Source organism: Micromonospora sp. NPDC050795 (assembly GCF_044456785.1).
GTDB lineage: Bacteria > Actinomycetota > Actinomycetes > Mycobacteriales > Micromonosporaceae > Micromonospora.
Map to the genome: position 1 here is coordinate 31,506 of NZ_JBITGE010000014.1, position 14,644 is coordinate 46,149.

The 14,644-nt window shown below is 72.3% G+C and carries 13 protein-coding genes; 10 read left to right on the top strand and 3 right to left on the bottom strand.

The annotated features are described in order from the left end of the window. Positions 1–38: 38 nt before the first annotated feature. From ACIBEF_RS14660 to ACIBEF_RS14700, 9 genes are all read left to right on the top strand, one after another. Entirely contained in the window at positions 39–1,265 is a 1,227-nt protein-coding gene (locus ACIBEF_RS14660) for a hypothetical protein (protein WP_396793840.1), read from the top strand. Between the two features lie 47 nt (positions 1,266–1,312). Then, positions 1,313–1,927 carry a YdeI family protein gene (locus ACIBEF_RS14665; RefSeq protein ID WP_396793841.1) on the top strand — a complete coding sequence of 205 codons (615 nt, stop codon included), beginning with the start codon at positions 1,313–1,315 and terminating at the stop codon, positions 1,925–1,927. A gap of 62 nt (positions 1,928–1,989) precedes the next feature. Next, positions 1,990–2,469 carry a DUF2975 domain-containing protein gene (locus tag ACIBEF_RS14670; protein ID WP_396793842.1) on the top strand — a complete coding sequence of 160 codons (480 nt, stop codon included), beginning with the start codon at positions 1,990–1,992 and terminating at the stop codon, positions 2,467–2,469. Further along, positions 2,469–2,684, top strand: a complete 216-nt coding sequence (locus ACIBEF_RS14675) for a helix-turn-helix transcriptional regulator (protein WP_030336216.1) — start codon at positions 2,469–2,471, stop codon at positions 2,682–2,684. The genes ACIBEF_RS14670 and ACIBEF_RS14675 overlap by 1 nt, the downstream gene beginning before the upstream one ends. Then, a complete protein-coding gene (locus ACIBEF_RS14680; RefSeq protein WP_366607196.1) occupies positions 2,681–2,845 on the top strand; it encodes a hypothetical protein in 165 nt (54 codons plus the stop codon). The genes ACIBEF_RS14675 and ACIBEF_RS14680 overlap by 4 nt, the downstream gene beginning before the upstream one ends. Positions 2,846–2,960: 115 nt before the next feature. Continuing rightward, complete coding sequence (locus ACIBEF_RS14685; RefSeq protein WP_396793843.1) at positions 2,961–6,149, top strand: FtsX-like permease family protein; 3,189 nt, start codon at positions 2,961–2,963, stop codon at positions 6,147–6,149. Then, the gene (locus ACIBEF_RS14690; RefSeq protein WP_396793844.1) at positions 6,146–8,854 is read left to right on the top strand and encodes an FtsX-like permease family protein; all 2,709 of its coding nucleotides are present in this window, start codon (positions 6,146–6,148) and stop codon (positions 8,852–8,854) included. Before ACIBEF_RS14685 ends, ACIBEF_RS14690 begins: the two co-directional genes overlap by 4 nt. Before the next feature lies 1 nt (position 8,855). Beyond that, positions 8,856–9,851 carry an ABC transporter ATP-binding protein gene (locus tag ACIBEF_RS14695; RefSeq protein ID WP_396793845.1) on the top strand — a complete coding sequence of 332 codons (996 nt, stop codon included), beginning with the start codon at positions 8,856–8,858 and terminating at the stop codon, positions 9,849–9,851. Next, a complete protein-coding gene (locus tag ACIBEF_RS14700; RefSeq protein WP_396793846.1) occupies positions 9,848–10,588 on the top strand; it encodes an ABC transporter ATP-binding protein in 741 nt (246 codons plus the stop codon). The genes ACIBEF_RS14695 and ACIBEF_RS14700 overlap by 4 nt, the downstream gene beginning before the upstream one ends. Positions 10,589–10,838: 250 nt before the next feature. On the opposite strand, the gene ACIBEF_RS14705 is transcribed toward ACIBEF_RS14700, so the two are convergent. Beyond that, complete coding sequence (locus tag ACIBEF_RS14705; RefSeq protein WP_396793847.1) at positions 10,839–11,291, bottom strand: GNAT family N-acetyltransferase; 453 nt, start codon at positions 11,289–11,291, stop codon at positions 10,839–10,841. Between the two features lie 74 nt (positions 11,292–11,365). Between ACIBEF_RS14705 and ACIBEF_RS14710 the strand changes: the two genes are divergently transcribed. Then, on the top strand, positions 11,366–11,878 hold the full coding sequence (locus ACIBEF_RS14710) for an ion channel (RefSeq protein ID WP_396793848.1): 513 nt from the start codon (positions 11,366–11,368) through the stop codon (positions 11,876–11,878). Here the strand turns inward: ACIBEF_RS14710 and ACIBEF_RS14715 are convergent. Both ACIBEF_RS14715 and ACIBEF_RS14720 read right to left on the bottom strand, forming a co-directional pair. Next, positions 11,805–13,346 carry an alpha/beta hydrolase gene (locus tag ACIBEF_RS14715; RefSeq protein WP_396793937.1) on the bottom strand — a complete coding sequence of 514 codons (1,542 nt, stop codon included), beginning with the start codon at positions 13,344–13,346 and terminating at the stop codon, positions 11,805–11,807. The genes ACIBEF_RS14710 and ACIBEF_RS14715 overlap by 74 nt on opposite strands. An 89-nt stretch (positions 13,347–13,435) precedes the next feature. After that, positions 13,436–14,551, bottom strand: coding sequence for an ATP-dependent DNA ligase (locus ACIBEF_RS14720; protein WP_396793849.1), 1,116 nt, complete (start codon positions 14,549–14,551; stop codon positions 13,436–13,438). Positions 14,552–14,644 lie beyond the last annotated feature (93 nt).

Below are 14,644 nucleotides of genomic sequence, written 5' to 3' on the forward strand. Positions count from 1 at the left end.
TCGATATTCTGCAGAGGCTCGTCGGGGGAGGGTCGCTGATGCTCACGGACGTCGCGTCGATACGCGTGATCGCCTACTTCCCGTGTCAGTTGTCCGCCGAAACCGGGTCCCGGCGCGACGTGCCGGCGGGATGGCACGTCACCGACGGCCTCAACGACCTCGCCCTGCAGCCCTACGGTCAACGGCTGCTCGACGAGCTGCTGGCCAGCATGCCCCGGCCCACCGTGGAGATCAGTGGTGGCCCGGAGGTCCTGCGGGTGGCCGGCGAGGAGGTCGACGCCTCCCTGCTGCCCACCACGAGCGCTGGCGCGTGGCAGGTGGTCTCGGCCCGGATCAGCCTCTGGAACGTCGACTGTGGTCTGTTGTGCGTCACCTACGAGCTGCCGGACGGCATCATCGGTGTCACCGGCGACGTGGTCGCCGACGTTGCCCCGCCGGTGCAGCGGATGGTGCCCGCGGTGACCCGGCTGCTGCGAGCCGTCCTGCCGGCGCCGGTCGGGGCGGACGAGGTGTTCGTCCTCTGGGCCAACACCACTTTCGCCGTCCGGGTGGGCCCGGGCTGCGATCCGGCGCGGCGGCGGGCCATCGCCGAGGCGCTGACCCCGGACGGCGTGGACTGCACGCCCGACGGGGCGAGGGACGGCGTGCTGCGGGTCGGTTCGCACACCACGGCGGTGGTCAGTGACTTCGGGTCCCGTACGGGCCTGCTGTTGTCGCGGTTGACCGGGGTTCACCACGTCTGCTGGGCGGCGGCCCTGCGCTACGACGCGGTGCTGTCGGCGGAGCTGTCCCAGATCGACCCGGGGCGCGCCGACGTCTCGATGAGCGTTCTCGAAGAGCAGGCCAAGCGCATCCTCACCGGTTACCACCGCATCCGCCTGTTCCGGCTCGGATATTCGTCGGTGGAGGCGCACCTCGACGCGGCCGGTGGCACGGTGTGGAACGCCCTGGAGCAGCAGTGGAAGTTTCGTCTCGTCCTCACCACGCTGGACGAGCGGCTCGACTTCGTCCGAACGTTGCACCAGCAACTGGTCGGCCGGCTGCAGGACCGCCGTTCCCGCCTGCTCAACGAACTGGTTCTGGCCTTCACCTTCCTCAACATCTTCGCCATCGTGCTCGCCGCCCTGACCTTCGTGGCGTTGCCGAGCCTCGACGCGGGGCTCCTGGCCTCGATGATCGGGCTGGTGATGCTCCTCGTGAACCTGAGCGCGTACCTCGCCTTCCGCCGGAAGATCAACGACCCGGGGCGGAACCTGCGCGCCTGAGCCGGACAGCACCGCCGGCTGTCGGACCCGGGGGTTAGCCTGCCGGCATGACGAGCGCCGAGCTGGATGAGCTGATCGTCGCGGACGCCGACGCCCTGCGCGTGTGGTTGTCGGCCCACCACGCCACATCCCCCGGTGTCTGGCTCGCCCTGACCAGGAAGGGCGGCACGGTCACGACGCTGACCTGGCAGCAGGCGGTCGACGAGGCCCTGTGCGTCGGCTGGATCGACGGTCAGGCCCGTAAGCGGGATGAGGAGTCGTCCTGGATCCGGTTCACCCCGCGCCGGGCGCGCAGTGTCTGGTCCCAACGCAACGTGGCGAACGTGGCCCGGCTGGAGGAGCAGGGGCTGATGTTGCCGGCGGGCCGCGCCGCGGTGGACGCCGCGAAGGCGGATGGGCGGTGGGCCGCCGCCTACGCTCCGCCGTCCGAGGCGGAGGTGCCGGCCGACCTGCTCGCCGCCATCGCCGCCGAGCCCGCCGCCCAGGCGATGCTCGACGTGCTCACCAAGGCCAACCGGTTCGCTCTCATCCATCGCCTCAACGCTGTCAAACGGGCGGAGACCCGCGAGCGCAAGATCGGTGAGTTCGTCGCCATGCTGGCCCGTCACGAGACGTTCTACCCCCAGAAGGCGAAGCCGGCACCTGAGCCGACGCTTCCGTGACCGGGCTGCCTCGACCGAGACAACCGATTGACTTTCGATAGCTAGCGAGCGAAACTCGATGCATGGTTACTGAGCATCGAGCGGTTGCCGCTCTCCGAGTTTTCCTCGTGGTGCTGTTCGGGGTCCTTGTGGTGTTCCAGACCCTCTCGCTGCCCGGGCAGTTCAGGTACATGGCCGAGCAGTCGCCGCAGGACGCCCACCTCAGGTGGCCGGCGACCGCCGTGACGGTCTTCTGGGTGCTCTGCGTCCAGGTGGTCATCGTCGCGACCTGGCAGCTGCTCAGCCTGGTCAAGAACGACCGCATCTTCACCGAGGCGTCCCTCAAGTGGGTGGACGCGATCGTCTGGGCCATCGCCGCGGCGTGGGTGGTGCTGGTGGCTGTCTTCCTCTGGGTCGGGTTCAACGCGGACGACCCGGGGCTGCCGCTACTGCTGTTCCTGCTGACAGTGGGCGTCAGCGTGCTGGGGCTCCTCATGGTGGTGATGCGGGCGCTGTTGCGGCAGGCCACCACCCTGCGGACCGACATGGAAGCGGTGATCTGATGCCCATCGTCGTCCGCATCGACGTGGAGTTGGCCAAGCGAAAGATGAGCGTCGGAGAGTTCGCCGAGCGCGTCGGGCTCACCCCCGCCAACGTGGCGGTGCTCAAGAACGGCCGCGCCAAGGCGGTCCGCTTCAGCACCCTCGAAGCGATGTGCCGAGTGCTCGACTGTCAACCCGGAGACCTGCTGGAGTGGGTCGAGGAAGAAACCCCATGAGGTACGTCCTGATCGTCGGCGTCGTCCTCTCGGTGGCGCTCGGCATCACCGTCGTGGTGCTGGGCGGGGCCGACGACTCCCCGGGACTGCAGCTCATCGGCGTCATGCTGGTGCTCTGCGCGGTGGTCTTCGGCATCCGCAACCGTCGAGGCCGCAACTAGCCGTCCCACCCGACAACTCTCTCCGTAATAACGATCATGTAACGGGCGCGAACCTTTCCCGGTAGGTGGCCTGTCTTGATGGTCGTCGGCCCACCAGGGCCAGGGGAGGCGTCGGATGAAGCTGGTGTGGAGGCGGGCCCGCGAGGCGCGAGGGTTGCTGGTCGCGGCGGTGATCGCTGCCCTCGTCGCCGTCGCGTTGGTCACTGGGCTGTCCGACTACAACCGTCGGGCGGTGGACGCCGGGCAGCGGGCACTGGTCGCCGCCTCACCCGCCGAGGAGCGCGGCCTTCTGGTCAGCGGCTCGGGTGGGCGGGACGCGGCCGAGTTCGCCACCCGGGACAAGGCGGTCCGAGCCGAGTTCGCCACCGGGCTCGGCGGCGTCCCGGTCAGTGTCACCGCCGCCCGTTACGGCACCGGCCGGGAACTGACCGGCGACCTCGGGCAGATCCCGCGTACGGCCGACGAACCGGTCTTCGCGAACCTGGCCACGTTCGCCGACCTCGCCGGCCACGCGGAGCTGACCAGCGGAGCCTGGCCCAGCCCCGGAGCGAACCCCGTCCAGGTGAGCCTGCCCGAGCGGGTCGCCGGCGCCCTCGGCCTGACCGTCGGCGAACGCGTCCCGGTGCGCGACCGGGCCACCGAACGACGCGGGGAGTTGGTGCTCGCCGGCACCTGGCGGCCCCGCGACCCGGCGGACGCGTACTGGCTGCTGGCCCCCGGCGTGGGGGCGGGCAGCGCCGGTTCCGGCACCTCGTACGGGCCGTTCACGCTCGACCCGGCCGACTTCGCGGCCACCTTCCCGGGCTCGGTGTCGGCGTCCTGGCTGGCCCAACCGGACCTCGGCGCCGTCGACACCGCAGACCTGCCCGCCGTTCGGAAAGCCCTCACCGAGGCGGTCACCGCAGTGCCCGAGGCCGCCCAACTGGGCAGCTCCGGGCAGACGGTGACCAAGATGCCGCAGCTGCTGGACCGGATCGGTCGCGCCGACCTGGTGGGTCGCTCGTCGCTGGCCACCCCGCTGCTGCTCATCCTGGTGCTCGCCGGGTACGCGCTGGTGCTGGTCGCCGCGCTGCTGCACGAGGACCGTCGCCCACAGACCGCGCTGCTGCGCGCCCGCGGCGCAGCCCGTCGGCAGTTGGCCGGCCTGGCCGCCCGGGAGGCGACCCTGGTGGTCGCCCCGGCCGCCGTGCTCGGTCCGCTGATCGCCGGTGAGGCGTTGCGGTACATCCGACCCGGTGGGTCGGGTGACCTCTACACCGCCGGCGGCAACACCACCCTGGTCTGGGCGGCGGCAGCGGCCACCGCGGCCGGCTGCCTCGTCGCCATGGTCCTTCCGACGCTGCGCGGCGCCGGGACGTACGTCGCTGACATGGCGGCCCGATCCCGGCCGAACCGGGCCGCGAGCGTCCAACGCGCCAGCGTCGACCTGGTGCTCGTGGCGCTCGCCGTACTCGCCTGGGTGCAGCTACGCCGGTACGCCTCCCCGCTGGCCGGCTCGGGTGGACAGCTCGGGCTCGACCCGCTGCTGGTCGCCGCCCCGACGCTCGGCGTGCTGGCCGGTGCCGTGCTGGCGTTGCGGGTGCTCCCGCCGCTCACCCGGTTCGCGGAGCGGTTCGTCGACCGACGTCCCTGGACCGCCACCATGTTCGGCATGTGGCAGGCCGGCCGGCGTCCGCACGCCGGCCCGGTGCTGCTGCTCGCCCTCGCCGTCGGCGGCAGCACCCTGGCCTGGTCGCTGATCAGCACCGGCGAGCGGTCCCAGGTCGAGCAGGCCGGCCACACGGTCGGCGCCGACCTCCGGGTGACCGAACGGACCGGGGGCGCTCCACCGACCCGGGCCGGTGAACTCGCCGCGCTACCGAGCGTGGACCGGGCGCTGCCGACGTGGCGGGACGAGATCCGGGTCGGACGGGAGAACCTGCCGGCGACAGTGATTGGTGTCGACCCGGCCAGCGCCCCAGGCGTCGTCCGGCTCGCCGACCGCCTCGGCGACGCATCGGTGTCGGAGCAGTACCAGCGCATGATCGATGAGCGCGGGACGCCCGCCGGTGTCGAACTGCCCGCCGGGGCGCGGGCGATCACCGGCACGGTCCGTACCCCGGTGAGCAGCGCCGCCCGGTCGGTGAAGGTCGCGGTGACGCTGCTGGTCACCAGCTCCGACGGGCTCGCCCTGCGGCTGCCGGCGGCCAACGCCGACGGTGACGGCCGGGCCACCCGGTTCTCCGTGCAACTGCCCGACGTGGGCGGGGCGCGGCTGCGGCTGGCCGGGTTCGAAGCCGACGGCGGGCTGGCGGCCGGCAACGCCTACCGACTCCAGGTGGACGGGTTGGCGGTGGTCAACGCCGACGGCACGACCCGACCCGACCCGCTGACCGGCGACTGGATGCTGACGGCCCCCGGCGTGGAGTCCACGCCGGTCCGGACCACCGCTGCCGGCTTCGCCGCCGTCCACTCCGTTGAGGTGATTCCCGGCGGGCAGTTCGCGTACCAGCCGCCCACCCGGTTCTCCGTCGTGGCGGGCGGGGAGAACAAGCCCGCAGCGGTGCTGATGACCCCCCAGGTACGCGAAGCCCTGAGCCTGAACGTCGGCGACACCGTCGACCTCACGCTCCCCGGGGTGACGATGCCGGTGCACCTCGTCGGCGAGCTGAGCGCCGTGCCGACGACCAGCACCGCTGCCGGCGTGCTGTTGGACCTGCCGGCCGCGGTCGACGCGATGATCCGGAGCAGCGGCGCGGTGCGACCCGTACCGGAATGGTGGGTCGGCGCTGCCGACGCGAATGCCGCCGCCCAGGCGGTCGGCGCGCTCCCGGGCGTCACAGTGCTCAACCGGGAGGCGGTCATCGAGGCGGCCGCCGACGACCCGTACTGGCGCGGCTCGCGTACCGGCATGCTCGCCGCCGCGCTCGGCGCGGTGCTCCTCGCCCTCGTCGGCCTGGTGGTGGACGTGTGGGCCACCGCCCGGCGTCGGCTCGGCGAGTTCGCGGTCCTGCACACCCTCGGCGCCACGCCCCGGCTGATGGCCCGGGCGCTGCTCGCCGAACAGACGTTCCTCGCCGGCATCGGTGTGGGCGTCGGGCTGTTACTCGGCACCGCGGTCGGCGCGACGATGGCCCCACTGGTCATCCTCACCCCGGCCGCCGGTCGGCCGACACCCCCGGCGGCGTTCGTGCTGCCGTGGGTGCCGATCGGCCTGACCGCGGTCGGTCTGCTGCTGGCGGCGCTCGCCTTCAGCGCGTTCATCGCCGCAGGCATCCGTCAGCGGGTGGCGGCGGTTCAGCTGCGAATCGGGGGAGAACGATGAGCGTCGGGGCGGCCGTCCGGCGGGTCCGGGCGTACGGGGGGCAGTTCCTGCTGCTGGCGGTGCTGACCCTGGTGGTCACGCTGCTGATCAGTGGAGTGCCCCGGCTGGTCAACCGGCTCGCCGAACAGGGGCTGCGAGCGCAGCTCAACAGCGAGCCGGCCGCGCGCCGGGACATCTCGTACACCACCAGCCTGGAGCCCGCGACGTCGCGACGGACGGCGATGGGCGACGCCGCCGAGCGGTTCGACGCCCTGGCCGCGGAGATGCCGCCGCCGGTGCGTTCGGCGGTGACGCAGCGGTGGTACAGCGTCGAGACCGCGGAGGCTCGGGTGGTCGGGCCGGACCTGGCGGCCCGCAACCTGCTGGTCGACATGGGCCTGCGGGCCATGCCCGACATTCAGGGAGCGAGCACCCTCGTCGAGGGGACCTGGCCGAGCGAGACCTACGTTCCCGACCGGCCGATCGAGGTGGCGCTCGACGTCGACGTGGCCGGCAAGCTCAACCTGCGCGCCGGCAGCCAACTGCGCATCGGCCGAACCGACGAGAAGGGCAGACTCGTCGACGGTGTCCCGTTGATGGTCGTCGGGCTGTTCCGCCCCGTCGACCGCGCGAACGGCATCTGGGACGGGCTCCCACAGCTACTGCGGATCATCGAACCGCAGGGTGATGGCCAGCCGTTCGTCATCGTCGGCGTCGTCGCGCAGTCGCCCTTCAACAAGCGGGCCGCGGAGGGCTGGGCGATCCAGTCCACCTGGCGGTACCGACTGGGGGTCGACCGGATCGACGCACGCGAGCTGGACCAGATGATCGACGGCCTGCAGGTGATGCAGCGCAACAAGCCGCCGGGGCTCAGCCTGACCCAGGGCGTCGATGTCCCGTTGCGCGCGTTCGCCGCCCAGATCAACGCCGTCCGGACGCTGCTCGCGGTGATCGCGGCCGGCGTCCTGGCCACCCTGGCGGGGCTCATCGTGCTCGCGGCCAGTCTCGCCACCAGACGGCGTCGCTCGGAGTTCGCATTGCTGCGTGCCCGTGGCGGCGGGGCCACCGCCGGCGCCCGGCGTAGCCTCGCCGAATCGGTGCTGGTGGTCCCGATCGCCGCCGTGCTGGGCTGGTGGCTGGGCACGCTGTTTCCCGGTGCCCCCGACCCGACCACGCCCTACCTCGTCGCCGCGACCGTGCTGGTGACACTCGCGCTGCCGGTGGCGACGCTGGCCGTACCGGCCGGCGCAGCGGCTCGTCGGGACCTGATCCGGGTGCGCCCGTCGGCCCGTCGACTCACCGCCGAGGTCTCCCTGCTGCTCCTGGCCGGGCTCGCGGCGGTGCTGCTGCGTCGGCGTGGCCTGACCCTCGGAGAGGTGGACCCGCTCCTGGTGTCGGTGCCGGTGCTCCTGGCGGTCGCGGCGGCCGTGCTGGCACTGCGCGCGTACCCCTGGCCGTTGTTGCTGGTCAGCCGGCTTGCCGCGCGGACCCGGGGCAGCGTGGCCTTCCTCGGCACGGCCCGCGCCGGACGCTCGGCGGTCGCCGTCCCGCTGGTCGTGGTGGTGTTGGCCATCGGCACCGCCGCGTTCTGCGCGGTCGTGGCCGCCGGCGTCGACGCCAGCCGGGAACGGGCCGCCGCGCAGATCGTGCCCGCCGACGCGGTGATCCGCGGGGAGCGCTTCGCACCCGACACCATCGACGAGCTGGGCCGCCTGCCGGGGGTCCGGGCCGTCACCCGGGTGCTGTACGAGGACGATGAGCGGTTGGCGTCCGACGAGGCCGGCACCGACGCCTTCATCGGCCAGACGGACGTGCTGCTGGTCGACGGCTCGGGGTTGGACAAGGTGGCCCGCGAATCGCAGGTGGACGTGTCGGTTCCGGCCGCGCTGCGCGCCGCCGCGCCCGGCCCGGGGCCGCTGCCGGCGATCGTCTCGCCGGCGGTCGCCGCCGACCTGGCCAAGGCCGGGCTGGACGACTCCGCCTTCATTCCGGTGCAGGGCCAGAGGTACGAGTTCCGGGTGGCCGGCACCGCCGACGGTTTCCCGATGCTGGCGGCGAACGCCAGCCGGTTCGTGATCCTGCCCTGGCAGGCCCTGCCGACGCGGAACACCACACCCGTGCCGACCAGCCTGCTGATCGCCGGGAACTCGCTGGACGCCGAGGCGCTACGCGTCGCCGGCGACCAGGGGCAGGAGCGCTACCAGCGGGACGGCACGGTCACCGGTCGGGAACGGCTGATCGGGGTCACCGTCGACACCCGGGCCGACGTACGCCGGGACCTCGGCGAGGGCGGCGCGAACGGGGTGCTGGCCTTCGGCTTCGTGGCCGGGGCCGTCGGCGGCACCGTGCTCGGGCTGTCGGCCATCGCGTTCACCGTGCTGGCCGGAGCGCGCGCCCGGGGTCAGGTGCTGTCCCGGCTGCGTACCCTCGGCCTGTCCCGCCGGCAGTGGCGAGGGCTGCTGCTCGTCGAGTTGACCCCGCTGGTCGCGGTGTCGGTGCTGACCGGCGCGCTGGTCGGTGCGGTACTGCCCCTGCTGCTCAACCCGGTGCTCGGCCTGTCCGCGTTCACCAGTGGTGTGCCGGTCCGGGTGGCTTTCGAGCCCAGCCTGGTCGCCGCGGTGCTCGCGCTCGGGGCGGTCGCCCTCGGCTTCGCGGTCGCCGTCGAGGCCCTGAACAACCGCCGGTTGCGCCTCGGAGAGGTGCTTCGGCTCGGAGAGGAGAGCTGAGATGACCGCTACCGCCCAGACTCCACTGGTGCCTGACCTGGCCGCCCTGCAACAGCGGGCCGCGCTTCGCGCCGCCGAGCGGGCCGGCGGGCAGGACCGCCTTCGCGGGCACATCGTCTGCGACGGCCTGGTGCGCATCTTCAAGACCGAGGGGGTGGAGGTGGTCGCCCTGCAGGGGCTCGACCTGGTCATCGACCGGGGCGAGCTGGTGGCGATCGTCGGTGCCTCCGGTTCGGGCAAGTCGACCCTGCTCAACATCCTCTCCGGCCTGGACACCCCGACCGCCGGCATCGCCCGGGTGGCCGACTACGACCTGCTCTCGCTCTCGGCGAAGCGACGGCTGAGCTACCGCCGGCAGCTGGTCGGGTTCGTCTGGCAGCAGACCGGTCGCAACCTGCTGCCGTACCTCAACGCGCTGGAGAACGTCGAGCTGCCGATGCAGTTGGCCGGCAAGCGCAGCAGCAAGGCCCGCCGAAAGCGGGCCCGGGAACTGCTCGACCTGGTCGGTGTGGGCTACTGCGCCGACCGGCGCCCCGGGCAGCTCAGCGGTGGCGAGCAGCAGCGGGTCGCGGTGGCGGTGGCGGTGGCCAACGACCCGGAGGTGCTCTTCGCCGACGAGCCGACCGGTGAGCTGGACGAGGCGACCGGCGCGGAGGTCTTCGCGGCGCTGCGCACCATCAACGCGGAGCTGGGCGTGACCATCGTGGTCGTCACCCACGACCACGCCGTGGCCACGCAGGTCCGTCGGACCGTCGCGATCCGCGACGGCCGGACCGCCTCCGAGGTACGCCGGACCGCGCGGATCGACGCGGACGGCAACACCGAGCTGGTCAGCGAGGAGTACGCGGTGCTGGACCGCAACGGTCGGATGCAGTTGCCGGCGGCGTTCGTCGACGCGCTCTCGCTGAAGGAGCGGGTCCGGCTCGACCTGGAGCCGGACCATGTGCAGGTACGGCCCGGCGACCGGGCCTCGGACGAGCGGGGGGCACGGGCATGAGCCGGCAGAACATGGTGGTGACCGGCGCGGCCGGGTTCGGCGGTGCGCCCGGGGTGCACCCCGACGAGGTGGTCCGGGTCAGTGGGGTGAGCCGGACCTTCGGTCGGGGCGAGCACGCCGTGCACGCTGTGCGGGACGTGTCGTTCAGCGCCAACCGGGGCGAGTTGGTCGCCATCCGGGGTCGGTCCGGGGCCGGCAAGACCACGCTCCTGAACCTGATCGGCGGGCTGGACCGACCCGACAGCGGCCAGGTGGTGGTGGCCGGGCACGAGGTGACCTCCGCCGGGGAGGCGGAGCTGCTGCGGCTGCGCCGCGGCACCGTCGGGTTCGTGTTCCAGACCTTCGGACTGGTGCCGATCCTCTCCGCCGCCGAGAACGTGGGAGTGCCGTTGCGGCTGGCCCAGGTACCGGCCGCGGAGCGGGAGGAGCGCGTCGCGGTGCTGCTGGAGCTGGTCGGCCTGGGCGGGCACGCCGCGCAGCGCCCGTACGAACTCTCCGGCGGGCAGCAGCAGCGGGTCGCGGTGGCCCGCGCGTTGGCCAACGAGCCGGACCTGCTCATCGCCGACGAGCCCACCGGTCAGCTCGACTCGGAGACCGGCCGGTCCATCATGGATCTGCTGCGCGCGGTGGTGCACGCCCGCGGCATGACGGCCCTGGTGGCCACGCACGACCCGGCCCTGATCGACCTCGCCGACCGGGTGCTGGTTCTGCGCGACGGCCGCCTGGTGGACGGCTGACCGCCGCCGGAGGGGCGGGCGCTCAACGGTGCCCGCGGTGGCCGGAGCTCCGACAACGGTGACGTCGGGCACTGGCTCCCGCCGTGCGCTGGCTTTCTCCGGGGCGCGCTGGCGACGGGGGATGGCGGTCCGCGCTCGCTGTGGAGCTGATGTCGTGAACGAATCGCCGGACGGGTGACTCGTTTACGGCATCAGCTCCACAGCGTGTGTGTAGCAGTAGCGTAGGCCGCCCGAGCGTCAGCGCGGCTGGTCAGAGCGCGAGCTTCATGCCCTCGTGGCTGGCCACGAAGCCGAGGCTCAGGTAGAAACGGTGCGCGTCCTCGCGGGTTTTGTCGGTGGTGAGCTGCACCAGCGCGCAACCGCGCTGCCGGGCCTGGTCGACCGCCCAGGTCATCAGGTCCCGGCCCAGTCCCTGGCCGCGCCGGTCGGACCGGACCCGGACCGACTCGATCAAGGATCGCTCGCTGCCGTGCCGACCCAGGCCCGGGATGTAGGTGATCTGCAGGCAGCCGACCAGTTCGCCGGCCTGCTCGGCCACGATCAGCTGATTGCGCGGGTCCGCGTCGATGGCCGCGAACGCCCTCTTGTACGCCTCGTCGACCTCGGTGAAATCGCGGGCCTTACCGAGGAGGTCGTCGGCCAGCAGGGAGATGACGGCGGGTAGGTCTGCCCGGATCGCCTCGCGGTAGATCACGTCGGTCATGCCGGTGATCCTGGCACAGCGAAACCGGCGGATGGGTCTGTGCCGCTTGCGGGCGACGGGCAGCATGGGGCGGCATGGAGCTAGTGCTGCTGCCGTTCCGCTGGATATACCGGGCGTTGGTGTGGTTCGCGAACTCGCCCCGAACGTTGATCACCTCATACCTGTTGATGATCGTGGTGGCTGGGATCATCTACGGGGAGGTCGAGCAGCGCAGCCCGGCCGACGCCGTCTGGTGGGCTGTGGTGACCGCCTCCACCGTCGGATATGGCGACATCTCACCGACCACCTGGGCGGGCCGCACATTGGCCGCGCTGCTCATCTCGACCATGGTGCTGCTGGTCATCCCGCTGATCACCGCGCACTTCGCGAGCCGGCTCATCGTCGACGACAACGCCTTCGAGCATGAGGAGCAGGAACAGCTCAAGGCCGACGTACGCCGGATGCGGGCGCTGCTGGAGGAGCTTGCCGCCCGGCAGGGGATCGATCTGCCCCCGCCGCCGCCGACCCAGCCGGTCAGCGGGGCGGGCAGCGCTTCCCCTCCGGGGGCACGGTCAGGTCGATCAGGTAGGCGTCGACAGCGTTGGTGATGCAGGACGTCTGCGGGTACGCGGTGTGCCCCTCGCCCTCCCAGGTCAGCACCCGACCGACACCCAGCATCGACGCGAGCCGTGGGGTCTGCTCGTACGGCGTCGCCGGGTCGCCGGTGGTGCCCACCACCACGATCGGCGGTGCGCCGTTCGCCTTCCCGGTCGGGTAGGGGTCACGCCCGCCCGGCCATTCGACGCAGCTCAGCATGCCGACCGCCAACGCCGGCCCGAACAGCGGGTATTTTCCGCGCCACTCGGACTGCAACTGCCGGATCTGCTGCCGGCTCGGCTTCTCCGTCTCGTCGGCGCAGTTGATGGCCAGGTTGGCGTCGAACAGGTTCGAGTAGTGCCCGTTGTCCTCCCGGCCGGCGTACGCGTCGGCGAGTCGGAACACGTCCTTCGGGTCGCCCTCGGCGAGCTTGTCGATCGCCTGGGCCAGCTCCTGCCAGCCGGATTCGGTGTAGAGCGAGGAGATAACGGCGTAGAACACCCAGCCGGCGGTGGCCTCCCGCCCGTCGTCGCCGCGTACCGGGGAGACCTTGGCCTTGTCGATGGCCGAGGTGACAGCGGCGCGGGCGTCCGGGGCGATCGGGCAGCGGCCGGCGTTCGCCGCGCACCAGCGGGTGAAGTTTGTGAAGGCCCGTTCGAAGCCGCGGGCCTGGCTCTCCGAGCCCTCGACGAGCCGCTGCTGCGGGTCGACAGCGCCGTCGAGCACCAGCGCCCGCACGCGCTGGGGGTAGAGCTGGGCGTACGTGGCACCGAGCAGGGTGCCGTAGGAGTAGCCCAGGTAGGTGAGCTTGTCGTCGCCCACGGCGGCGCGTACCGCGTCCATGTCGCGGGCGGCCTGTTCGGTGCCGTACAGCGGCAACTGGTCGCCGTAGCGGTCGCCGCAGCCCCGCCCGATCCGCTGGCTCAGACCGACGAAGCCGTCGAATGCCGACTGGCTCGCCGGATCCGGGTCGAAGCCGAAGCTGGCGTCCAGGTCGGCGTCGGAGATGCACTTCACCGGGCTGGAGCGGGAGACCCCGCGTGGGTCGAAGCCGACGATGTCGAAGCGCTCGGTGATCGAGGCGGGCAGCCCGCCGAACTGGGCGCCGAAGGAGAGGTAGACGGCGGTGTCGACACCGGAACCACCCGGGCCGCCTGGGTTGATCACCAAGGAGCCCACCCGGTCGCGCTGCTTGGTGGACCGGGCGCGCAGCAGGGCGATCTCGAAGGTCTGCCCGGCACCCGGGCCGGCGCTCGCCCCGTTGCCGGTGCCCCAGTCACGGGGCACCTGAATCCGGGTGCACTCGTAGCGCATGTTCGGTGCGCTCCGCCCGACCAACTCGTCGGGCACCTCCGGGCAGGGCCGCCAGTTCGGTGCGCTGCCGGTCGGGGCGGCCGCGCCCTCCACCTCGGTGCGCGGCGCGAAGGCCGGCAGGGTGCAACCGGCGGTGAGCAGCGCGGCGACGACGAAGGCGGCCAGAGTGCGACGGCCCCGGCGGCTGGACGCCCTCCGAGGCTGGTCGGCGGTGCGGATCACGTGGTCCTCCGGAATCGGGTCGACGGGCCAGGCTACGCCGAGCCGGTGGCGGCTCGGTCCACGGTGGCCGTCGGGTCGCCGCGCAGCACCTGGTCCACGTCGAAGCGGATCGGCCGGTCGAGCTGGTCGTAGCGGCAGGATCGGGGGTCGCGGTCCGGGCGCCACCGGACGAACTGGGCGGTGTGTCGGAACCGTTCGCCCTCCATGGCGTCGTAGCCCACCTCGACGACGAGTTCGGGGCGCACCGGCTCCCACTCCAGGTTCTTCGTGCCGGTCCACCGGCTGACCCCACCGGGGATGCGTTGGCCACGCTCGTGGTCGCCGTGCACCCACGGGTGCTCACCGGCGATGTCCCGATAGGGCGCCAGCTCGTCGAGCAACTCGGCGCGGCGGGCCATGCTGAACGACGCGCTCACGCCCACGTGGTGCAGGACCCCGGCGTCGTCGTACAGGCCGAGCAGCAGCGAGCCCACCACCGGGCCGGACTTGTGCCAGCGGAAGCCGGCGACCACCGCGTCCGCGGTGCGGGCGTGCTTGACCTTGAACATCAGTCGCTTGCCCGGCTCGTACGGCAGGTCGGCCGGCTTGACGATCAAACCGTCCAGCCCGGCGCCCTCGAAGACGTTGAACCAGCGCCGCGCGGTGTCCGGGTCGGTGGTGACCTGGGTGACGTGCACCGGCGGGCGCACCCCGGCCAGCGCCTCGACCAGCCGCTCCCGGCGGCGCGGGTAGGGCTGGTCGAGCAGGGCCTCGTCACCGATCGCCAGCAGGTCGAACGCGACGAAGTCGGCCGGGGTGGTCTCGGCCAGCATCTTCACCCGGGACGCGGCCGGGTGGACGCGCTGGGCCAGCAGCTCGAAATCCAGCCGGGGCTGGCCGCTCGGCCCGTCGCGCCGAATCACGATCAACTCCCCGTCGACGGCGCACCGAGGCGGCAGCTGCCGGCGGGCCTGCTCGACCACCTCGGGGAAGTAGCGGGTCATCGACTTGCCGCCCCGGCTGGCCAGTTCGACCTCGTCGCCGTCGCGGAACACGATGCACCGGAACCCGTCCCACTTGGGCTCGTAGGTCACCCCGGGCGTGGTGGGCAGCTTGGGAACGCTCTTGGCCAGCATCGGCTCGACCGGCGGGTTGATCGGCAGGTCCACGCCGACCAGTCAATCAGACGGTGCCGACAGTCGTGAGGCAGATCACCGTGCACGACGGGGTGGCGTGTCCCCCCGCGCGCCGCTCGTCCCGAC

Coding starts and splice junctions, on each gene's coding strand:
- ACIBEF_RS14660 (WP_396793840.1), top strand. CDS start 39: ATGCTCACGGACGTCGCGTCGATACGCGTGATCGCCTACTTCCCGTGT.
- ACIBEF_RS14665 (WP_396793841.1), top strand. CDS start 1,313: ATGACGAGCGCCGAGCTGGATGAGCTGATCGTCGCGGACGCCGACGCC.
- ACIBEF_RS14670 (WP_396793842.1), top strand. CDS start 1,990: ATGGTTACTGAGCATCGAGCGGTTGCCGCTCTCCGAGTTTTCCTCGTG.
- ACIBEF_RS14675 (WP_030336216.1), top strand. CDS start 2,469: ATGCCCATCGTCGTCCGCATCGACGTGGAGTTGGCCAAGCGAAAGATG.
- ACIBEF_RS14680 (WP_366607196.1), top strand. CDS start 2,681: ATGAGGTACGTCCTGATCGTCGGCGTCGTCCTCTCGGTGGCGCTCGGC.
- ACIBEF_RS14685 (WP_396793843.1), top strand. CDS start 2,961: ATGAAGCTGGTGTGGAGGCGGGCCCGCGAGGCGCGAGGGTTGCTGGTC.
- ACIBEF_RS14690 (WP_396793844.1), top strand. CDS start 6,146: ATGAGCGTCGGGGCGGCCGTCCGGCGGGTCCGGGCGTACGGGGGGCAG.
- ACIBEF_RS14695 (WP_396793845.1), top strand. CDS start 8,856: ATGACCGCTACCGCCCAGACTCCACTGGTGCCTGACCTGGCCGCCCTG.
- ACIBEF_RS14700 (WP_396793846.1), top strand. CDS start 9,848: ATGAGCCGGCAGAACATGGTGGTGACCGGCGCGGCCGGGTTCGGCGGT.
- ACIBEF_RS14705 (WP_396793847.1), bottom strand. CDS start 11,291: ATGACCGACGTGATCTACCGCGAGGCGATCCGGGCAGACCTACCCGCC.
- ACIBEF_RS14710 (WP_396793848.1), top strand. CDS start 11,366: ATGGAGCTAGTGCTGCTGCCGTTCCGCTGGATATACCGGGCGTTGGTG.